Raw genomic sequence first — 21,499 nt, 5'->3', positions numbered from 1 at the left:
AGAGGCAGAGGGGAAAGAGGTAATTTTTTATTCTCCCCCTTTCGCCCTGCTCCCTAGTGTCCAATTTAATAAGCGATCGCACTTTTTTGAGAGAATGCGATCGCTTCTCCATCGCCTTTAGGTATGTATGTCTACGGCGGCAAGGTATATTGTTAAAGTAAGTATGGTATTATACTCAATCTACTATTGAAATTTGCTAATAACCTAAAATAGGTTATGATGACGAAAGCCTAGTATTACTTGCAAGGTAGGTATCGTAATGAAGACTAATAGAGAGAATCTACCCTTAGACCAGATTCTCTTGGAGGATAGCTTACAAATGCTGAGTAATCTGCCAGATGAATGTGTTGATTTAGTTGTATCTTCTCCACCTTATAATCTAGGCAAAGAATACGAATCAAGGCAAGCTCTTGAGATTTATTTGGCAGAACAAACAGCCGTTCTGCTTGAATGTAGCCGGATTCTCAAAAATACAGGTTCGCTATTTTGGCAAGTTGGTGCTTTTTCTAACCGAGGAATGCTGATTCCTTTAGATATTCGCTTTTTTCCGATTTTAGAGTCATGCAGACTAATTCCTCGCAACCGAATTATATGGGCTAGGCAACATGGTCTTCATGCCCAGAAAAAGTTTTCTTGTAGACATGAAACTATTCTTTGGTTTACTAAATCAGATAACTATAAATTTAATCTAGATGCTATTAGAGTTCCCCAAAAATATCAAAATAAGAAACATTATCGAGGAAATCGAAAGGGGGAACTTTCATGCAATCCAGAAGGTAAAAATCCTGGTGATATTTGGCTGTTTCGGAATGTTAAGCACAATCATGAAGAACAAACTATACATCCCTGCCAGTTTCCAGAAGACTTGGTAGCTAGAATTATATTAGCTACAACTAACGAAAATGATATTGTTTTAGATCCATTTATGGGATCGGGAACTACGGCAGTGGTTGCGAGAGATGGTAAACGTCATTTTATCGGGTCAGAAATTGAACCGAAATATCATCAAGTTGCGTTGCGTCGTCTCAGTGGCAATCCGGATAAAAATGGTTGTTTTCCAAATTTAAAAACATTGCGTGATTATGTTGAAAAAACTGGTCAATGTATTGATACATTTAAGTTTGATGTGCAAGTAGGAAATAAAGCTTCAGAACGCAGCAAAGCAAAAATTTATTCAGAAGAGTATCACTTGCAAGCAATGGAAGATAGATTAATTTATGAAGAATCTGCTTTTGCAGCTAATCTAAGAGGTGAAGAGATTCCAGTAGATGCAAAGCTTAATGGTAATGGGAAAAAGACCTCTTTACAAAATAAAATAGCAAAACAAGTAGAAGAAGTAGAACAAATTGAATTGAGATTATGGACTTAATAGATTAATTTTTACAATAAGTTAATTAGACAACGACTACGGGCTGAACGTCCCGCAATAATTTGGCATTGGCGATTAACTCTAGTATTTACAGTTCTCGAATATCTTTTAGATAAATACTCAGTCCAAATAATAGGAACTATTGTATTTTGTTGTTCAAATAATCCAACCAGTCTGATTGGTACATCAAAAACTTGGTTTTTAGCCAAAGCTGTTAACTGATTAACAGCTTGCTCGTAATAAAGAGTGCTATTGGAAGCAGGAAACATCAGAGCCTTTGTTACTATAATTACCAAATTAGTCGGGTATCCAACAAATTCAGTTTTAGCTTTGAAGAACAATTCTGAGCGCAAAGTGTTATTGAGTAGAAAGGGATAGTTAGAAAATTGAATTTAAATGATAATGCCAGTTTTAGCAAAATCAACATCTGTACCTAAAAATCTATAAGGTGCCGGAATAGGAATATTTGATTGCCAAGCATCATGAATAAAAGCAGCTTTAATATATTCGTTCGTACCTACTGGATCGAATATTGCATTACCTTGAATTCCAGCTTGATCTGAAGCCTTGATATGCAAAGGCATTCTAGTGAGAGTAGTACTAATCTCATGCCATTCGTTTTGGTATTGGGTATTAATTATTGTATCTGCTGCGTTAAAGTCAACATATTGAATAATGATTATTATGTCTCCTTTTGGTATTTCAACAGTTCTTTGATAAAAGCAAGCGGATCGATTTCAAGAACTTGGGCAACTTGTAAAAATTCAATCACGTCAAGACGGCGCTCTCCACGTTCATACTTTGATACATAAGATTGTGGAAGCTCTAGCTTTGCTGACAACTCTGTTTGAGTGAGCTTTGCAGCTTTCCGCGCTTCTATAAGTAACTGGCGAAACCGATTGTAATCTTCGCTGAAAACTGATTTAGGCACTTTAGCTTGCCTTTTTTCGGGCGATGGTTTATTCGATCTCGATGAGAGTTATTACATATTGCTAAACTCAGTTAAATTTTAAAACCTAATATGGGATAAACCCAAAATAGGTTTTGGACAGCTATTATGAAGACAGCACGCACGTAGGTGTTGGCGTAACCTCTCCAAGAGTTGCCCGTCGTAGAAATGACACTCTCAGTTCTCCAGCTTGTAAATGTGAAGTCGCTACATGTCTATATCTGTGGTTTCATTTGAAGGATATCAAATTTTGCAAGATATCTACTTACGATCATGAATGTTGCACCTGCCATTGTAGTACTAGGTCAAAATAGCGTGACAGTAGCACGCAAGATAATCAGCGTCTTACCAGGGGCGACGCTATACGGTCTAGAGGGTCGCACATCTGGAGTTGATGTCAGCTTCACAAATTTTGGGGAGACGCTACGCGAGTTATTTGTGCAGGGAAGGCCGCTGATTGGCATTTGTGCCGCCGGCATTTTAATTAGGACTCTAGCTCCGGTAATCTCGGATAAACGACAGGAACCACCAGTGCTAGCTGTGGCTGAAGATGGTAGTGCTGTTGTCCCTCTCTTGGGCGGACTTGGTGGAGTAAACGATTTGGCTCGCCGCATTGCTGAAGCGCTGGATGTCAAAGCTGCAATTACGACCACAGGCGATTTACGTTTAGGCACAACGCTGTTATCTCCTCCCCCTGGATACCATTTAGCAAACCCAGACGATGCGAAGAAATTTATCTCAGATTTGCTAGCTGGGGCGCAAGTTAAGCTCGAAGGAATAGCGCCTTGGTTGAGCGATAGTAAACTGCCCATAGATCCACAGGGAGATTTGACCATCCAAGTTACGGAACGCTTGGTGACTCCTACAGCCAACAGGCTTGTCTACCACCCAGCAACGATCGCGATCGCAATGAGTGGCATGATTGATGATGCAGTAGCTTTAGTACACCAGCTACTAGCTGATGCCAAACTAGAAAAAGCATCAGTCGCCGGGATATTTGCACCCATCGCCGCCGCCGCCGATCCCGCAATCCACGCGGTAGCTAGCGCCTTAAAAGTGCCCACTCGCTTTTTTACCCCAAATCAGTTAGAAAGTCTACTTTCACAAGGTTATAGCCCCGTCCAAGCCGCAGCGATCGCCGCCACTGGGACATCCCCCCTATCTCCATCTCCCGATATTGCGCTCGCTATTGCTCCTCAAGCAATCGACCCCAATACCATCGGTCAACCACGCGGAAAATTAGCGATTATTGGCACGGGCCCTGGTGGTTCGCAATGGATGTCTCCCGAAGTCAAGGAGATACTCAAGTCGGCAACTGACTTAGTGGGTTATAAAACGTATTTAGATTTAGTTGGTTCTCTGGCTGATGGCAAGCAACGGCATGAGTCTGATAACCGCGAAGAAGAAGCACGGGCAAAGATGGCCCTTGATTTGGCTGCATCTGGACGATATGTAGCTGTAGTTTCATCTGGCGACCCCGGTATCTATGCAATGGCAACAGCGGTTTTTGAGGTATGCGATCGCTATGCTAAACCAGAATGGGACAGTATCGACATTCATGTGGCCCCAGGCATCTCTGCAATGCAGGCAGCAGCAGCAGCCATTGGTGCGCCCCTTGGGCATGATTTCTGTGCTATTTCCCTCTCCGATATCTTGAAACCTTGGTCTGCGATCGCCCAACGAATTGCGGCTGCTGCTGAGGCCGATTTTGTCATTGCTTTCTACAATCCTGTTTCTAAAGAGCGTACTTGGCAACTGGCAGAAGCGAGAAATATTTTGCTGCAACATCGAACACCAGATACACCAGTAGTATTGGCCCGGAATCTCGGCCGCCCAGGACAAACGGTAAAAGCGATCGCACTTGAGCAGTTAACACCAGCAAGCGCTGATATGCGGACAATTATTCTCGTTGGTTCCACAAAAACCCGAACTATCAAGCGCCGCGATGGTAATATCTGGGTTTATACGCCGCGTCGCTATACCGAATATTAGGCACGATTGGCGCTGTCACCGAAGAGAGCAAAAAAGGCAAAATAAACACTTTTTTAAAGGCACTCAAAGATAAAGGGATGGGATTTTGCATTTTCTGTAATGCCGCGATGTCTAGCGACAAGCCGCAAAGCGTCTACGCTACTCTTTATGCTTTAGAAATAGGACAAATTAAGCGAGTTAAAATTCTTGAATGGTATGTACATCAAGGGAACGAAACACAAGCAGCCGTGGAAAATGTGCCCAACATTACTTTTGTTCAATTCATCAATTATCAGGCTATTAACACACATAAAAATCTGAAAAACATGCATAAAAGTTCCCAAAAGTCTGCAACAGCAACTGGTACATCATCAAAATTTTTAATTTTCACAACAGCAGTCATAGTTGTGCTACTATACAACTCGTGTATGTAGTTCATTCAAACGAAAATCCCAATAAGTCTCACCTATCTGCAATATAAATGAGTAAAAACCATTGATGATTACGCTATGAAAAAATAAATTATTATTAAACAGAATACATTTGTCAAAAGTCAAAATTTATTCTGAATTCTGTACAAATAGCGGAGGAATCATCGGGTTCAAAATCTCACAAAACAAGAAAATTTGGTGATGCAAGAATTCATTAATGGGTCTAAATCCCCGATTGATAACGAAGCTCTTTCTCTACGAAAGGCTTCTCTTTCAGAGACGCTAAGGCAACGCCAAGGAATCCTTAAGTGTTTTGATTTTGACTTCTGAATTTTGACTTCAACAAATTTTCATTGGAATTTTCACATTGTAATCTAAGCATATAGCGATTAGTCAGGAGTTTAGTTTGATGAATCCTAAAGTCTCTGTAATTATCCCTGCCTACAATACTGAAGTTTATATTAAGAAGGCAATAGAGTCAGTCTTAAATCAAACACTTACTGAGCTTGAAGTTATCGTTGTCGATGATGGGTCAACTGATAAAACTGTAGAAGTTGCAAAGAGTTTTACCGATGAACGTCTCAAAGTGATAGTTAATCCACAAAACCTTGGGGTTTCTGCTGCACGTAATCTTGCTATCAAAGCAGCCCAAGGAGAATGGATTGCTGTTCTTGATTCAGATGACTGGTATACTCATCAAAGATTAGAAAAGCTTGTGTTGCTGGCAGAACAAGCAAATGCAGATATGATTGCAGATGATGTTTATTTTATCAAAGATGGTGCAACATCTCCTTGGAGTACATTGATTCAAGAAAGTGGAGAACATATAGATAAAATTCTCCAAATTGATATCGTTTATTTTGTAAAGACTGATGTCTATGGAAAAGCAGGACTACATCTTGGTTTAAGCAAGCCCCTGTTCAAACGAGAATTTTTGGTTAAACACAGCATTGAGTACGATGAAAGCCTAAGCATAGCTGAGGACTTTTGGCTTGATATGAAATGTTTAATTAATGGCGCTCGCTTTTTTCTAGTGCCAGAAGCCTATTATTTCTACCGTTCACGCTCTTCTTCTCTTGTACGTGAAAGCCGATTAAAACGTCTAAATCAATCTTGCATATCTACTGATTCTTTCATGCAGCAAAAAGTTGTGGAAAAAAATCCAGCTTTAATGCGTGCTCTGTCTTATAATCTTGCAGTTTACAACAGAACTTTAGCTTACTATCAAGTTTTATTGCCTCTCAAGCAAGGAAATTGGTTATTAGCATTGAAAGAACTCACAAAAAAACCGAGCGTTTTTTATGATTTTATTTCTAGATGTAACAATATTATTAAACGTCGATTTCAATACTATGTGATGGGTAATAAATTAGTTTTTGAAATGCCTTATAATCTCCAAATAAAACGAAGAAAATCAACGCATCCCAATTTTTACTCTTCCAAAAATAATAAATAAGTAAGACCAAAAGATTGTTACAAAAATATGAGGTAAGGGAGTAATCGGACAACCCTGTGACTAGAAAGATTATAAAGATTATAAAGCTGTACGTCTTCTAACTTGGTTGCGATGCCTACGGCGGGCTGCGCCTACGCAGCCTCATTCCAAGAAAATAATCTTGTAGTCTAATTGGGTTAACAGCCAAATCATAGCTCCTATACTGACCTGTATTGGAGATGGACATGATGGAATTTAGAATATTATTCGTGAATTTACTCTCCCTATTGAACGCCGCGAAATACTCGATCGAGTAATCATGTCCTATTTTCCAACCATAGAACTATTATGATACCTATTGCATAAGCAATAATATCTTTCCAATCAAATACACTTCCCAAAGCAACAGCCAGAATCTTGTATTTTTGTAATCCTAAATTATTTACAAAATTAAAATATTGCAGAATCTCAATTGCACAAGAAAAGGCAAAAACTGATAAAGCGACTATCGATGAGTGTATATTCCAAAAAGCTTTGACAAAGCAATAAATTAATATAACTACTAAAACATCACCGATAAAAGGACGAATAAAACTATCATTTATAAAAACTGCAATACATACCTCTATTAAAAATAGTAAAACTGTCAGGTAAAAATATTTTTTATTGAAGATAAACATGGCAATCAATAGCGCTCAAAAAATACCTAATTTGACTATCAACCTCTTTAATTTTTGATAGACTCTGTTAAAAATTCTATTATTACTAATCCCTCTTTTGTTACTATGGGGAGAGTATAATCAGGAAGAAAAACCGAAACAGTAAGTAACTCTGATGGTTACGTAGCGCAGGGAAGCAGTAAATACAGTCGGCTTCATAGATAACTATTGTCAACACTATTATTCAATATTTGAGGATGTGAGACATTTTGAGGCATTCAAGTATTTACACTTGAGAATGTTATCAGAAATCCGAGCCAAATCGCTACCAGAGATAGCGAAAACAGCAGGATTAAAAGATGGTCAATTCCCGTCATCATTTTTACCAGAGATGCACTGTGGAATATCAAAAAATTAAAAGAAATGAGGCTGTGGTTAACAAAAATGTTGATTGGAGAAAGAGAAATAATTTTATGTATTGACAAAACAGGAGACAAGAAAAAGGGAAAATCAACAGATTACGTGACTCGCCAATATACCGGGAATTTAGGCAAGACAGAGAATGGCTGGGGTATCAGTAAATGCTTATGGTGTAGTAGATGGGATTACTTATCGGTCAATGTTGACAATCTTTAGAAGAAGCTTTCATACCTAGCTGCTGTTAGTAGTAATACACTCATCAAGCGACCTACTGAGTATTGCCTTACTTAGCGGTATCAAACTAAATATGAACTTCCGTTAACTAGTATAACAAAATATTCACAAACCTGAGATGATGGCATATTAATGCTTTAGTACATCCTGTGTCACTGATACCCCAGATATCCGAGTAATCATTTGTCATGAATCCTTACACTATCCTCGATCGGACAGGACTTCAGCGTGTTAGTGATGGCATGATCCGCCCCCTACTAGAAAATTGCGAGCCTGCCTCATATACCCTGGTTTTAGTCTGGCCCCAACTTGGGGATTTTGATAGTCTTGAATATGCGTGGTGGTTACAGCGCGAAGCTAAAAAATTTTCAGATGAAAAACTCGCTATTCGTGCAGTGGGAATTGGTAATCGCGCCTCTGGAATAAGATTTTGTGAATATACAGGATTTCCACCGGAAAATTTATTTGTTGAACCTAATGGAGAACTACATCACAAACTCAAACTTTATTCAGGTCTCAATTTTCCTCTCCCTGGACTTTCCCCTGCTCAGAAAGCTTGGCTAAATCTAGTGTTAATGTGTGCAGGCCTTGGAAGTCCTGGAACGCTAAAAGAAGTTTTTCGGGGATACAGGGGAGATCGTCAAGCCCCTCAACTTATTGAAGATGATGAAGTTATTCAAGCTACTCCTTTACCTGCTTTTAAAGGCTCGTTTTTCCAATTAGCTGGCGGAAGTGGGTTTCAACGTCCCTTTGAATTGGCTACTCTACGGCTACGGAATATGGTTGAAGTTCTCAGCAATTGGCATACTTATGTACCTAATTCTGCCTACTTAACTCAGCGTGGTGGAACTTTTCTGTTTGATACCAAAGGCCAGTTACTTTACGAACATCGAGATCCAGGAATTTTAGGCTTTGCTGCTAATATGAGTCAGCCCTTATCATTTTTATCCTCGATTGAAACGGATAGCTTTACTTCAACTCACTAATTCCTAAACCTTGTCTACCTTGAGAACCGTAGTTTTGTAGGTTGGATGCAGCGATAGCGTAACCCAACATATAAATAAGGTGGTAATGTTGGGTTGCGTTTCACTCTACCCAACCTACATAAACATAAATATATCTTTTAAGGGACTTCCAAGAAATAAATTATCCAATCTTGTAGGGTGGGCATCTTGCCCGCCTTTGACTATGGGCGCGCTACGAATGGGGTCATACCCTGCGGGATCTCGCTACAAACCCGCCGTTGATTGAAAACCACTAAATCTTCTCTTTTAGAGACGCTGTTCGCGTTTGATTTAATAAGGGTTTTAAACCCTCTTGTTCAGACGCTCCGCGAACAGCAGACTCAGGGCATCGCTCCTGACTCTTGAATTTTGAATTATGCTGAAAATCAAGATAAGTGAGGACTTTTCTAACGACACTTGAATTTCATTTGTGCGAAGTGGTCTTCCAGTAGGAAAATAGATAAAGGAGTAGTAACCATCAAGCTATATGTTTGAAATTATGGTATTAAATCATTTTTTGTTAAAAGAGCCTGCTTCGGTATCTCATCAATATTCTGAACACATCAATCTACTTTTGTAAATCTAAAATCTGCTCTAAAAGAAGCTCTAATGGGTATAAAAGTCATAATAATTCGTAATTGATAATGACGCTTGCGGACTCGCTAACGTAATTCGTAGTTGTAATCACTGCTTGCTCTGTACTCTCTTAATTACGAATTACGAATATAGCAAGTAAGGATAAATAAAATGTCATTTATTATGCAAACTTCTGGAACTCTTACTGGTTTAGATATCTTGGTAGTTGAGGATGATGATGATACTCGCTTTTTTATCACTACTGTCTTGGAAATGGATGGAGCAACAGTTATAGCAGTGATATCAGCAGCAGATGCACGCAATGTATTGTCTGAATTGCAACCCGATGTTTTAATTAGTGATATCGGGTTGCCTGGGGAGGATGGCTACACTTTCATTTCCAAATTCCGTGCGCTCAAAGCAAATAATTGTGGACGAGTCCCGGCTATTGCTTTAACAGCCTTTGCTGATAGTGAGGCTCGTATCCGTGCTTTGGAAGCTGGCTTTGACACTCATATATCTAAACCGATCGCTCCAGAAGAACTAGTTGAGATAGTGGCTAATTTGGTTGCTTCTTGTAATTGGTAGTTATTCTCTTCGGTCTTGATAATCTTCAGAAGATTTTGGATCTAACTCCCAGCGATCGCCATCACGATCCTCTAAAATATCGTTGGTATGCAGAAATTCAGAATCAGCCATTTCTAGCCCTACTGCTGCTTCTAAGTCCTCTGTGACATTTTGATCGGGAGTGGAAGTACTACCACCAACTGCTTCATCTCCAACTGCATCTGCATCTTGCCAATAAGCATCAACATCCCCACCAGTCAGTTCAGGACTAGTTTCTGTGTACTCGTCTCTTTCTGCTTTTATTGAGCGTCCGCCAATGTTGTATCCCGGCAAGTCTTTTACACCAGTACCGTAGGATTCGGTAATCTCTTGTGGCAAATCATTACTTTTAATTTTGTCATTATGATTTTTTTCTGCCATGATCCTAGCTCTTTTCTGCATTCTCACAATAACGTTTTCTTGTCAGCAATTTGTCTAACTAGAGGTGTATAGCTAAGAAAATAATCTATCCCCTGGGTACGAAGCTAAACTAGCGATCGCGCCATAAGATTGTAGCTATGAATTCATGGTCAAGGAACTTGTAGTTGAAGTTATGAGTTATAAGTTATCAAACCAAAATTATTCATTGGCGAACTTTTCACTCATAACTATTTCTTGTTTGGCAAAAATAGGCAACCAAAATAAAATTTTGATGATAAGTTTAGCATTTTAACTCGTTTTCATACTTTTTAAATATCTGAATGCTAAATAACCAATTGAATACTCAAACTTATTTGAGTAGTGAAGGCAGATAATATGATAAGTAATTCAAGATTATTTATTCAAAAAATAATCTGTTTATTTAACTTTTGTTGTAGTTAGTTAAAGACTAGAGAATACAAACGTAATACCATTTTATGACTGAACATAACAATAACTCCGGTAAGAAAAAAGTTGCTATCCTCATTGAACAAGCAGTAGAGGATGCAGAATTTACAGTTCCATATAATGGATTGAAACAAGCAGGAATAGAGGTAGTAGTCCTTGGTTCCCGAATGAATGAAAAATATAAGGGGAAACGCGGCAAACTTAGCATACAAGCCGATGGTACCACAACGGAAGCGATCGCAGCCCAATTCGATGCAGTGGTGATTCCCGGTGGGATGGCTCCCGATCAAATGCGGCGAAACATCAACACAGTCCGCTTTGTCCAAGAAGCTATACAACAAGGAAAATTAGTCGCTGCTGTTTGTCACGGCCCACAAGTTTTGATTGAAGGTGACTTGCTCAAAGGTAAGCAAGCCACTGGTTTTAGCGCTATTGCCAAAGACATGATTAACGCTGGCGCAAATTATCTAGATGAGCCAGTGGTAGTTGACGGAAATTTGATTACATCTCGTGAACCTGGAGACTTGCCAATTTTCACTACAGCTATTTTAAGCCGTTTGGGTTATGGTGGCAAAGATGCTGCATTGCCAAATGAAAAAGACACAAGTGCTGAATGGTGGAAGTTGGCTGATGCTTGGGGTGGCTCAACTAAAGGTGATATTGCCAAAGGCTTAAATACTGCTCTTGCTGGTGAACGTTATTCTTTAGAAGCATTTGAGAACTACTTTGAAAAGGAATCAGATAACGAAGTAAAATCAGTTTTCCAAGAAATAATTGCTCATAAACAGCGCCACATTGAAAAACTAGAAACTTATCTTGACCGATTGGGTGAAAAACCCTCTTTAGGGGCAAATATTGCCAATCAGTATGCCAAAGTGAAAACTGCCATGACAGGAAGTGATGATATATATCAGTTACGTTCTGCTCTAGGTGATGTGCAAACCGGTATCGGCGATATTGGCAATTTGTGTGCAATGTACACTGACCCTGTAGCAACAGCTATTTTCAAACAAATTTACCAAGATTCATCGAAATATGAGCAACGATTGGTAGAACTATATCGAGCGCGGATAGGCGCTCAGATTCAGCCTCCTAAGCCGACAACAGGGGCTGCTGTGTCAATGTAAGGTTTTTTGAACGTAGATGGCTACCGAAAAGGCGCAAATAACACAAAAGAAAGAAGAGGGTATTTGCGCCTCTATGGTGAATTTACAGTAATGGAGATATAAAAAGTGACTTCAACATCAGGGGATAAATCAAGTACAAACCAGCCAGAGGCTAGTGAAGTAGAGCGTTGGGCTTCCCTTATCGGTGGCGGTGCGATGGTGCTGATGGGTTTAAGACAAGGTTCATTGCGAGGAGCGCTGACGGCTTTAGCTGGTGGTGGTTTGGTTTATCAAGGTGCAACCAAGCAAAGCACAATCCAGAAAGCACAGGAAGCAATAGGTCTAAACCAGCCGATCAAAGTTGAAAAGACGGTAACTATCAATAAATCGGCAGAAGAATTGTATCGCTTTTGGCACGACTTTGAGAATTTGCCCACCTTTATGAAGCATCTCAAATCTGTTAAGGTGTACAACGAAAAACGTTCTCATTGGATTGCCAATGCACCTTTGGATAATACCGTAGAATGGGATGCAGATATTCTCGAAGACCGGGAAAATGAATTTATTTCTTGGGCTTCAGTAGAAGGTGCAGACATTGATAATTCTGGTTTTGTCCGTTTCAAAAAAGCACCAGGCGATCGCGGCACGGAAGTCAAGGTTGTTTTGGAGTATAACCCACCAGGCGGAGCATTGGCAGCTACCGTAGCTAAACTTTTTGGTGAAGAACCAGAACAGCAAATTGGTGATGAATTGCGCCGCTTCAAAATGCTAATGGAAGCAGGCGAAATCGCCACAACTGAAGGTCAACCTTCTGGACGTAAGTAGTTCTTTGTCCTTTGCCCAATGCCCAATGCCCAATGCCCAATGATTAATAATTATGAAAGCAGTCTGCTGGAACGGTGCTAATGATGTGCGGGTAGAGACAGTACCAGATCCGACAATTCTTAACCCGCGTGATGCAATTATTAAAATTACTTCCACGGCGATTTGTGGCTCCGATCTACATATTTATGGCGGCTATATTCCCACAGTGCAACAGGGTGACATTATTGGTCACGAATTCATGGGGGAAGTCGTGGAAGTTGGCAGAGGAGTCAACAATTTAAAAATAGGCGATCGAGTTGTTGTTCCTTCCACAATTGGCTGTGGTAATTGCAATTATTGCCAACGTGATATGTGGTCATTGTGCGATAACTCCAATCCGAAAGGTTGGATTCAAGAAAAATTGTTTGGCAATATCACCTCAGCTATTTATGGCTACTCCCATATGTTGGGTGGTTATGCAGGCGCACAAGCCGAATATATCCGTGTACCCTTTGCTGATGTGGGTGTCGTCAAAGTTCCGCCAGATTTGCCGGATGAGATGTTGTTATTCATCTCCGACGCTATCCCCACAGGTTATATGGGTGCAGAATTATGCGATATCCAACCGGGTGATACTGTAGCCGTTTGGGGTTGCGGTGCTGTTGGACAGTTTGCCATGATTAGCGCCTACATGATGGGAGCCGAAAAAGTGATCGCAATAGATCGCTTTCCCGAACGCCTGGAAATGGCGAAAAAGTTTGCCAAAGCAGAAGTGATTAACTACGAAGAAGTTAATGCTGGCGAAGCGTTGAAAGAGATGACTGGTGGTCGTGGCCCCGATGCTTGCATCGATGCTGTTGGTTTAGAAGCACACGGCGTTGGTTTAGAAGACTTCTACGACCAGACAAAACAAAAGCTCAGATTGGAAACCGACCGTCCCCACGTTCTGCGGGAAATGATGGTCGCCTGTCGTAAAGGCGGGACTCTTTCAATTATGGGTGTTTATGGTGGTTTTGTAGACAAAATACCATTGGGTGCAGCCTTTAATAAAGGCTTAACCTTCAGAATGGGACAAATGCATGGACAGAAATATATGCATTTGTTATTGCAGATGGTTTTGGATGGAAAACTCGATCCATCCTTCGTTGTCACCCATCAATTGCCTCTAGAACAAGCACCCCACGCCTACCACATCTTTCAACAAAAAAAAGATAACTGTATCAAAGTTGTTCTTAAACCCTAAATGGCAAATAGTCATTCAGTGTTTTGAATTTGTCCACCTTACATAATGCAATTGAGGTTTTTTATGAATCGACTAAGTTCTTGGTTACGAAATATTCGTATTTCTCAAATCCTTGTAGTTTTCTTAGCAGGATTTATATTTTTACTGGGTCAGGCTTTTAGCTACGTTGATGTAGCACAAGCTGATGTTACAAGTCCAGAGGGTACTTATTACAAAGGAACACCAAATGGGCAAGGTGAAATTAGAAACGATACCCAAATCAATAATACCCAAAAATCACAAAATCCAATCAAAGGTGCTGTTGATAATATCCGCGAAAAATTAAACTTGGATGAAAAACCTCCTGAAGCTACAAAAGAGTTTTTTGATCCTAGTACAAATAGAAGTGCAGATAAAACTTCATCATATGAAGGAAGTAGAGAAGGTTATTATCGCACTCCTTCTAGTAACTAACTCAGAGATAGCAGCTAAAGGGTTAGTAAATCTTGAGTCGAATACTTGAATAACTTTTTAGCGGTTATTGAGACGCGATAACTATCGCGTCTCAAAATTAAGACAAATCCAGGATTTATCTTGATACGAACGATCCAGGAATTATAACTAAGGACTAAATAATTATGAAAGCAGTTTGCTGGCATGGAGCAAACGACGTGCGGGTGGAAACAGTTCCCGACCCTAAAATTCTTAACCCACGTGATGCTATTGTTAAAATTACTTCCACAGCAATATGCGGTTCAGATTTGCATATTTACGACGGCTATATTCCCACCATGCAAAAGGGCGATATCCTTGGTCATGAATTTATGGGGGAAGTCGTAGAACTTGGAAGTGCAGTTAAAAATGTGAATGTAGGCGATCGCGTTGTTGTTCCCTTCACTATATCTTGCGGTAGCTGCTTTTTCTGCAATCGGGATTTATGGTCGCTGTGCGATAACTCTAACCCCAATGCTTGGTTAGTAGAAAAGCAAATGGGACATTCACCAGCAGGTCTATTTGGCTACTCTCATTTATTCGGCGGTTACGCTGGCGGTCAAGCAGAGTATGCAAGAGTACCTTTTGCCGATGTAGGCTTGTTCAAAATTCCCGATGGTTTAACGGATGAGCAAGTGCTATTTCTAACAGATATTTTTCCCACAGGCTACATGGCAGCTGAGAACTGCAACATCAAACCCGGTGATATTGTCGCCGTTTGGGGTTGTGGGCCAGTCGGACAATTTGCCATCAGAAGCGCATATATGCTAGGTGCGGAACGGGTGATCGCCTTTGACCGCGTTCCCGAACGTCTGCAAATGGCTAAAGAATACGGCAAAGCAGAAGTTCTCAACTACGAAGAAGTGAATATTGGCGAAGCACTCAAAGAAATGACTGGCGGTCGTGGCCCCGATGCTTGCATTGATGCAGTGGGAATGGAGGCACATGGTACAGATTTTATGGCGATGTACGACCAGGTAAAGCAAGCAGTACGTTTAGAAACAGACCGTCCGACGGCATTACGGCAAGTAATAGTATCTGCTGCTAAAGGTGGTCACGTATCACTTGCGGGTGTGTACGGTGGCTTTTTAGATAAAATCCCAATGGGTGCTGCCATGAACAAAGGATTAACCTTCAAAATGGGACAAACGAATGTCCACAAGTATCTAAAACCTTTGCTAGAACACATCCAAAACGGTGATATCGATCCAACATTTATCATCACTCACACTTTACCTCTAGAACAAGCGCCGCACGGCTACGAAATTTTTAAACACAAGAAAGATAACTGCATCAAAGTAGTACTCAAACCGTAGTGGGGAATGGGGAAGAAGCAGGGAGCAAGGAGCAAGGGGGAGAATACAAAATTACCTTCTTTCCCCTCTGCAAACTTCACCCTACCCCTGTGCCTCTTCCCAATGCCCAGTGCCCCAACACTTAACACCTAACCTTCCATGTTTGATTTACTAAAATCACAATTTACGCGTCGTACTATATTACACAAAGCAGGTTTTGGGTTAATTACACTGAGTACTTTTGGGGTAGCAGGTACTATTTTTAAACCTAATCGTACCTTAGCCCAAGCTGGGCCAGCACCAGGCAAAGAACCATCTATGCCTCCTGAAAAAAAGTTAGGATGGGCTATTGTTGGCTTGGGAAAATTTGCTACGCAACAGATTATTCCGTCGTTTGGTGAATGTAAGCGTTCAAAGTTGGTAGCACTAGTCAGTGGCGATCGCGCCAAAGCTGAAGGCATAGCCCAGCAATACGGGGTTAACTCGAAAAATATCTACAATTACCAGAACTACGACACCATCCGCAATAACCCGGAGGTTGATGTTATTTATATCATTTTACCTAATGGGTTACACGCCGAATACAGTATTCGTGGTGCCCAAGCTGGTAAGCATATCATGTGCGAAAAGCCAATGGCTATTACTGTCGAGGAATGCCAAGCAATGATTGATGCTGCCAAAAAAGGCGATCGCAAATTGATGATTGCTTACCGCGCTCAATATGAACCTTACAACCTGGCTGCGATCGAACTTGCACAAAGCGGCAAACTCGGTAAACTAAAAACCATAACCTCTGACCACGGACGCAACCTCGACCCCAAAGATCCCGCAGATCGTTGGCGGGCACAAAAAAAACTAGCTGGCGGCGGTTCTCTTTATGACATAGGCATCTACAGCTTGAATGCTGCTAGATACATTACAGGCGAGGAACCACAAGAAATTAGCGCCATGATGTACAGCACCCCTGGTGACCCCCGCTTTCGGGAAGTTGAGGAAAATGTCAACTTCGTTTTGCGTTTTCCTAGTGGTGTGCTTGCTAACTGCACGTCAAGCTACGGCTATGCAGATACCAAGCGTATCCAAGTTTTTGGTTCAGATGCAGTCTTAGAGTTAGATCCAGCTACCGACTACTACCAACATCGCTTGACAATCAAACGCAAAAACAGCAGTGAAGAACAGAATATTCAGGAAAAGAACCAATTCGCCCTAGAGATGGATCATTTGTCCGAGTCCATCATGGCGAATAAACAGCCCAAAACTCCTGGAGAAGAAGGCTTGCAAGATGTCAGGCTGATGCAACTAATTTACCAGGCAGCTCGCACTGGCAAAACAATCAAAGTTTAAAAGTAAAAGAGGCAAAAAATATGTCTGATACAACCGTTATCAAAGTAGACTCTAGCAATTCTCCTAAAGGCCAACTTGGTCAGAAATATCTTGCATCTGGCAAAACCATTTCCATGCGCCTATGGGAAAATGAGGAACCGAACGAACCTAAAGAGCCAACAGCAAGAGAATATGAAACTGTTGGTTATGTAATTACTGGTCGTGCAGAATTGCATCTTGAAGGGCAAACGATTTTACTAGAACCTGGCAGTTCTTGGATAGTACCAAAAGGAGCCAGCCACACTTATAAAATTTTAGAATCATTTACTGCTGTTGAAGCAACCAGTCCACCTGCGCAAGTTCACGGGCGAGACGAAAACTGATTTGCGATCGCTCGCTAAAAACCTATAGCCGCTTTCAATGACATGGAATATAAAGCATTCGTAGGAGAACAATATTCTTGTTCTCCTTTTTACTGTGCTTTGCAGTTTAGAGGTTGTTTTAAAAGTGTTTTGCTGTGATTTATATCACATTTTTACCCCCCTTAATCCCCCCAATATATAGGGGGGATTAAGGAAGTTTGGTTCCCTCCCCTTTATAAGGCTACGGTGTACACATAAGTCTAAAAAAGCTTTATTTTTCATTGTTTTATCGTTGTTATCGTTCCCAGGCTTCGTCTGGAAACGAGGAAAAATCATAACTAATTAGCCGGACTTGATATTAATTCTATTTTGATCGGTCTAGATAATACTTATGGCATAAATCTTCTGATAGAGAGACATAACAAGACGAAATTGTATTCTATTAACAATGTCTTTTTAGAGAAAATGCTTTTTGGTAAGTCTGGTTTTCTATCAATAATTTCAGCATAGATAATTACTCAATATTTTTAACAAAAACAGAATGGAGCGAACAAATGAGGTTTGTCTTAAGACGCCGCAAGCTGGGTCAATTGATGGTCTTCAGCACAGTAGCGGCTACGATCGCTAATTTTGTAGAGAAAGCTGTAGCAGAAACTCAAGTAAAAAAAACTACCCCAATGCTGGCAACTTCCACTTCTGAAACTGTGAAGGTGACGCTACAAGTGAATGGAACACCTCATAGTTTGCAAATTGAACCGCGTGTTACCTTACTTGATGCACTTCGGGAATATCTAGGATTAATTGGTACTAAAAAAGGTTGCGATCATGGTCAGTGTGGTGCTTGCACAGTGCTGGTTGATGGGCAACGAATTAATTCCTGCCTGACATTTGCAATTATGCACACCGACGCAAAAATCACAACTATTGAAGGGTTGGAACAAGGAAATAATCTGCACCCGATGCAAGCCGCGTTTGTTGCCCGCGATGCGTTTCAGTGCGGCTACTGCACGCCAGGACAGATTTGTTCGGCGGTGGGTTTGGTGAACGAGGGACACGCTAAATCAGATGCCGACATTCGCGAACTGATGAGCGGCAATATCTGCCGTTGCGGTGCTTATCCAAATATCGTGGCTGCTGTCCGCGATGTCTTAGAGGGAAAAAAAGATGCAGCCGTTTAGCTATAAGAAAGCAGGACAGGCAGAAAATGCCGTGGCGTTGGTTACTCCAGATGCCCAAGCTTCGTATCTCGCTGGTGGTACTAGCCTCATCGATTTGATGAAGCTGAATGTCCAGAATCCAAGAGAGTTGGTTGACATTAACCCACTCCCACTGAGCAAGATAGAAATGCAGGGTAACGGTGTGCGGATTGGAGCAATGGCAAGCAATAGCGAGGTTGCTTATAATCCGATAATTCAGGAGCGTTACCCGGTGTTGGCGGAGGCGTTGCTGTCTGGGGCATCACCGCAACTGCGAAATATGGCAAGTGTCGGCGGAAATTTGCTGCAACGTACTCGGTGTTACTACTTCCGCGATACCGCCTTCCCCTGCAATAAACGCGTTCCTGGTTCAGGTTGTCCGGCAATTGAGGGTTATAACCGCATCCATGCAATTCTTGGCGGTAGCGATCGCTGTATTGCTACCCATCCTTCTGATATGGCTGTGGCATTGGTGGCACTTGATGCCGTTGTGCAAACACGCGGGCCGAGAGGAGAGCGCAGTATCCCGCTGGTAGATTTTCATCTTCTACCTGGCGAAACTCCAGAAAGGGAGACGGTTTTAGAACACGGAGAGTTAATTGTTGCCGTTGATTTACCTGCTTTAAACTTCGCAAGGCGATCGCACTATTTAAAAGTTCGCGATCGCGCCTCCTATGCCTTTGCGATGACATCGGTTGCAGCAGCATTAGATATTCAAAATGGAATTATTCGCTCGGCACGCATTGCCCTTGGTGGCGTTGGGACAAAGCCCTGGCGTGCCTTGGAAGCGGAAAAAGTGCTTCTGAACAAGCCGGCAAACCAAGCAACATTTCAAGCAGCAGCATTGGCTGCGATCGCCGGTGCTAAACCTCAAAAATACAACGGCTTTAAGGTCGAACTGGCTAAACGCACAATTGTTAAGGCGCTGACAACAGTGGGAGGGATGGCATGAATACAGGGGATAAAAATATAGTTGTCGGCAAACCGCTAAATCGAGTTGATGGATACCTGAAGGTGACTGGTGGCGCACGTTACGCGGCTGAGTTTCCGGTCGCCAAAATGACTTATGGCGTGACAATTCAAAGTGCGATCGCCAAAGGTAAAATAGCCCAAATCGATACCAAGGCGGCGGAACAAGTACCGGGTGTATTAGCAGTAATTACCCACCTCAACGCGCCCAAAGCTTCTGGAGAAAAGGGCGGCGGTCGCAAGCTGCAAGTCCTGCAAGATAACATTGTGCTGTATAGCGGTCAGCATATTGGTGTTGTGGTTGCTGATACCTTTGAACGAGCGATGTATGCTGCTTCGCTGGTGCAAGTTCGCTATGACAAAGAGAAACCAACCATTAATATGCGGGACAATCTCGCTAAGGCATACTTGCCTAAAGGTAAAATCCCTAGAGAGGAACCGCCCGATTTAGAGCATGGCAATCTCAGCCAGGGACTAGCGGCGGCAGCTGTCCGCGTCGAGCAAACCTATACCACGCCAGTCGAAAATCACAATCCGATGGAGCCTCATGCTACAACAGCAGTTTGGCAAGGCGATGAACTGCTGCTGTATGACGCAACTCAGGGCATCTTTCAGGCTCAACAAAAAGTTGCAGGGGTATTAGGAATTGAGCCTGAGAAAGTGCGCATTATGTCTTACTTTGTGGGCGGTGGCTTCGGTTGCAAAGGGTCGGCTTGGTCGCACGTCCCGCTAGCGGCGATGGCCGCAAAGCAAGTTAATCGCCCAGTGAAATTAGTTCTGGGACGGATACAAATGTATGGGCCTGTGGGCTTCCGACCGGAGACAATTCAACAGGTTTCTCTCGGTGCAACCCGCGATGGCAAATTGACTGCTTTGCGACACGTCGGCACTTCCCAGACTTCAACTTTCGATGAATTTATTGAACCTGTTGGTAAAAGCGCCCGAATGCTCTACGCTAGCCCGAATATCGAAACTAGCCACCATCTGGTTCAGGTCGATCAAGGAACACCAACCTATATGCGGGCCCCAGGCGAAGCTTCTGGGTCGTTTGCCTTAGAATCGGCAATGGACGAACTAGCTTATGCACTCAATATCGATCCGGTAGAGTTGCGTTTGCGTAACTATGCTGAAGTCGATCCTAGTAAAGAAATACCTTGGTCGAGCAAGTCACTGAGAGAGTGTTACAAATTGGGGGCAGAAAAGTTTGGCTGGCAAAAGCGCAATCCTCAGCCCCGTTCGATGCGAGATGGTAATTATTTGATTGGTTGGGGTATGGCGACAGCTACTTATCCTACCAACCGTTCCCCAGCATCAGCGATCGCTCAAATTATGGCAGACGGTACAGCCGTGGTGCGAAGCGGTTCGCAAGATATTGGTACGGGAACTTATACTGTGATGACTCAAGTTGCAGCTGAAGCACTCGGTTTACCAGTTGAGAAAGTGCGGTTTGAACTAGGTGATACCAAGATGCCACAAACCCCTATTTCTGGTGGTTCCCAAACTGCCGCCAGTGTCAGTTCAGCCGTGCATTTAGCGGGAAATCAAGCACGCAGTCAGCTTTTGCAACTAGCACTTGCCGATCAAAAATCGCCGCTTTATAGTTCAAAGGCTGAGGATGTGATTGCTCAAGATGGCAGCTTTTTCTTAAAAAATAAATCCTCCGCCAGCGAAACATATCAGGCAATCTTGGCACGACATGGGATGAAAATGCTCGAAGCGCGTGCAGATGCCAAGCCTGGAGAGGAACAAAAGAAGTTCTCAATGCACTCATTTGGAGCGCAGTTTGCCGAAGTACGCGTTGAGCCTGATTTAGGCGAAGTGCGAATAACGCGCTGGGTGGGAACTTTTGGCGTAGGACGCATCCTCAACGCTAAAACAGCCAACAGTCAGCTGATCGGTGGGATTATTTATGGCATTGGCATGGCGTTAATGGAACATACGCTAACAGACCCCAACCGAGGACGCGTTGTCAACCATGATTTAGCTGAGTATCACGTACCAGTGAATGCAGATGTTCCTGATATTGAAGTGTTGTTTGTCGATGAACAAGATCCACATATCAACCCGCTCGGTGTCAAAGGAATTGGTGAAATTGGCATTACCGGCACTGCGGCGGCGATCGCTAATGCTGTCTATCATGCCACCGGTAAGCGCATCCGCGATTTGCCAATTACCTTAGACAAGCTGCTGTAGATATGGCGATCGCAACACTTGTAGAGACGCGATTTATCGCGTCTTAAATTTATCG

At 42.2% G+C, this 21,499-nt stretch carries 22 protein-coding genes and 1 pseudogene; 18 read left to right on the top strand and 5 right to left on the bottom strand.

Annotated features, from left to right (window positions below; genetic code table 11):
- Positions 1–259: 259 nt before the first annotated feature.
- The gene (locus RMX89_RS09130) at positions 260–1,369 is read left to right on the top strand and encodes a DNA-methyltransferase (protein ID WP_322688698.1); all 1,110 of its coding nucleotides are present in this window, start codon (positions 260–262) and stop codon (positions 1,367–1,369) included.
- A gap of 11 nt (positions 1,370–1,380) precedes the next feature.
- On the opposite strand, the gene RMX89_RS09125 is transcribed toward RMX89_RS09130, so the two are convergent.
- From RMX89_RS09125 to RMX89_RS09115, 3 genes are all read right to left on the bottom strand, one after another.
- The gene (locus RMX89_RS09125) at positions 1,381–1,638 is read right to left on the bottom strand and encodes a hypothetical protein (RefSeq protein ID WP_322688697.1); all 258 of its coding nucleotides are present in this window, start codon (positions 1,636–1,638) and stop codon (positions 1,381–1,383) included.
- A gap of 123 nt (positions 1,639–1,761) precedes the next feature.
- A complete protein-coding gene (locus tag RMX89_RS09120; RefSeq protein ID WP_322688696.1) occupies positions 1,762–1,953 on the bottom strand; it encodes a hypothetical protein in 192 nt (63 codons plus the stop codon).
- A gap of 98 nt (positions 1,954–2,051) precedes the next feature.
- Positions 2,052–2,300, bottom strand: a complete 249-nt coding sequence (locus RMX89_RS09115) for a helix-turn-helix domain-containing protein (protein ID WP_099103407.1) — start codon at positions 2,298–2,300, stop codon at positions 2,052–2,054.
- A 291-nt stretch (positions 2,301–2,591) separates the two neighbouring features.
- Between RMX89_RS09115 and cobJ the strand changes: the two genes are divergently transcribed.
- From cobJ to RMX89_RS09095, 4 genes and pseudogenes are all read left to right on the top strand, one after another.
- A complete protein-coding gene (gene cobJ, locus RMX89_RS09110) occupies positions 2,592–4,310 on the top strand; it encodes a precorrin-3B C(17)-methyltransferase (protein ID WP_322688695.1) in 1,719 nt (572 codons plus the stop codon).
- Positions 4,274–4,723: a hypothetical protein gene (locus RMX89_RS09105; protein ID WP_416211974.1), complete on the top strand. Its 450-nt coding sequence runs from the start codon at positions 4,274–4,276 to the stop codon at positions 4,721–4,723. Before cobJ ends, RMX89_RS09105 begins: the two co-directional genes overlap by 37 nt.
- A gap of 406 nt (positions 4,724–5,129) precedes the next feature.
- Positions 5,130–6,176 (top strand): glycosyltransferase family 2 protein, encoded by a 1,047-nt coding sequence (locus tag RMX89_RS09100; RefSeq protein WP_322688693.1) that lies wholly within the window; start codon positions 5,130–5,132, stop codon positions 6,174–6,176.
- A gap of 129 nt (positions 6,177–6,305) precedes the next feature.
- Positions 6,306–6,411 (top strand): annotated as a pseudogene (locus tag RMX89_RS09095) (ISKra4 family transposase); the annotation flags it as partial.
- A 61-nt stretch (positions 6,412–6,472) separates the two neighbouring features.
- On the opposite strand, the gene RMX89_RS09090 reads toward RMX89_RS09095, so the two are convergent.
- Entirely contained in the window at positions 6,473–6,835 is a 363-nt protein-coding gene (locus RMX89_RS09090; protein WP_322688692.1) for a DUF2809 domain-containing protein, read from the bottom strand.
- A 402-nt stretch (positions 6,836–7,237) separates the two neighbouring features.
- Between RMX89_RS09090 and RMX89_RS34475 the strand changes: the two genes are divergently transcribed.
- The 3 genes from RMX89_RS34475 (at position 7,238) to RMX89_RS09080 (ending at position 9,636) form a co-directional block, all read left to right on the top strand.
- Positions 7,238–7,450: a transposase gene (locus tag RMX89_RS34475; RefSeq protein ID WP_416211973.1), complete on the top strand. Its 213-nt coding sequence runs from the start codon at positions 7,238–7,240 to the stop codon at positions 7,448–7,450.
- A gap of 206 nt (positions 7,451–7,656) precedes the next feature.
- Positions 7,657–8,454, top strand: a complete 798-nt coding sequence (locus RMX89_RS09085) for a peroxiredoxin-like family protein (protein WP_322688691.1) — start codon at positions 7,657–7,659, stop codon at positions 8,452–8,454.
- Positions 8,455–9,219: 765 nt separating this feature from the next.
- Positions 9,220–9,636, top strand: a complete 417-nt coding sequence (locus tag RMX89_RS09080; RefSeq protein ID WP_322671626.1) for a response regulator — start codon at positions 9,220–9,222, stop codon at positions 9,634–9,636.
- Here the strand turns inward: RMX89_RS09080 and RMX89_RS09075 are convergent, their stop codons facing one another.
- Positions 9,637–10,035: a DUF6335 family protein gene (locus RMX89_RS09075; RefSeq protein ID WP_322671625.1), complete on the bottom strand. Its 399-nt coding sequence runs from the start codon at positions 10,033–10,035 to the stop codon at positions 9,637–9,639.
- 476 nt (positions 10,036–10,511) lie between these two features.
- Between RMX89_RS09075 and RMX89_RS09070 the strand changes: the two genes are divergently transcribed.
- The 10 genes from RMX89_RS09070 (at position 10,512) to RMX89_RS09025 (ending at position 21,444) form a co-directional block, all read left to right on the top strand.
- The gene (locus RMX89_RS09070) at positions 10,512–11,609 is read left to right on the top strand and encodes a DJ-1/PfpI/YhbO family deglycase/protease (RefSeq protein ID WP_322671624.1); all 1,098 of its coding nucleotides are present in this window, start codon (positions 10,512–10,514) and stop codon (positions 11,607–11,609) included.
- Positions 11,610–11,714: 105 nt separating this feature from the next.
- Positions 11,715–12,413, top strand: coding sequence for an SRPBCC family protein (locus RMX89_RS09065; RefSeq protein ID WP_322688690.1), 699 nt, complete (start codon positions 11,715–11,717; stop codon positions 12,411–12,413).
- Positions 12,414–12,465: 52 nt separating this feature from the next.
- The gene (locus RMX89_RS09060) at positions 12,466–13,635 is read left to right on the top strand and encodes a zinc-dependent alcohol dehydrogenase (protein ID WP_322671622.1); all 1,170 of its coding nucleotides are present in this window, start codon (positions 12,466–12,468) and stop codon (positions 13,633–13,635) included.
- 63 nt (positions 13,636–13,698) lie between these two features.
- A complete protein-coding gene (locus tag RMX89_RS09055) occupies positions 13,699–14,088 on the top strand; it encodes a hypothetical protein (RefSeq protein WP_322671621.1) in 390 nt (129 codons plus the stop codon).
- Between the two features lie 164 nt (positions 14,089–14,252).
- Positions 14,253–15,422 carry a zinc-dependent alcohol dehydrogenase gene (locus RMX89_RS09050; RefSeq protein ID WP_322671620.1) on the top strand — a complete coding sequence of 390 codons (1,170 nt, stop codon included), beginning with the start codon at positions 14,253–14,255 and terminating at the stop codon, positions 15,420–15,422.
- Positions 15,423–15,560: 138 nt separating this feature from the next.
- Complete coding sequence (locus RMX89_RS09045) at positions 15,561–16,745, top strand: Gfo/Idh/MocA family oxidoreductase (protein ID WP_322688689.1); 1,185 nt, start codon at positions 15,561–15,563, stop codon at positions 16,743–16,745.
- A 20-nt stretch (positions 16,746–16,765) separates the two neighbouring features.
- Positions 16,766–17,107: a cupin domain-containing protein gene (locus RMX89_RS09040; RefSeq protein WP_322671618.1), complete on the top strand. Its 342-nt coding sequence runs from the start codon at positions 16,766–16,768 to the stop codon at positions 17,105–17,107.
- 533 nt (positions 17,108–17,640) lie between these two features.
- Positions 17,641–18,264 (top strand): (2Fe-2S)-binding protein, encoded by a 624-nt coding sequence (locus tag RMX89_RS09035; RefSeq protein ID WP_322671617.1) that lies wholly within the window; start codon positions 17,641–17,643, stop codon positions 18,262–18,264.
- Positions 18,251–19,234, top strand: coding sequence for a xanthine dehydrogenase family protein subunit M (locus tag RMX89_RS09030; protein WP_322688688.1), 984 nt, complete (start codon positions 18,251–18,253; stop codon positions 19,232–19,234). Before RMX89_RS09035 ends, RMX89_RS09030 begins: the two co-directional genes overlap by 14 nt.
- A complete protein-coding gene (locus tag RMX89_RS09025) occupies positions 19,231–21,444 on the top strand; it encodes a xanthine dehydrogenase family protein molybdopterin-binding subunit (protein WP_322688687.1) in 2,214 nt (737 codons plus the stop codon). The genes RMX89_RS09030 and RMX89_RS09025 overlap by 4 nt, the downstream gene beginning before the upstream one ends.
- The last annotated feature ends 55 nt before the right edge of the window (positions 21,445–21,499 follow it).

This window comes from Nostoc sp. DedSLP04, assembly GCF_034530775.1.
Lineage (GTDB): Bacteria > Cyanobacteriota > Cyanobacteriia > Cyanobacteriales > Nostocaceae > Nostoc.
The sequence above is the reverse complement of the archived record's forward strand: the minus strand, read 5'-3'. Positions and strand labels throughout refer to the sequence as shown.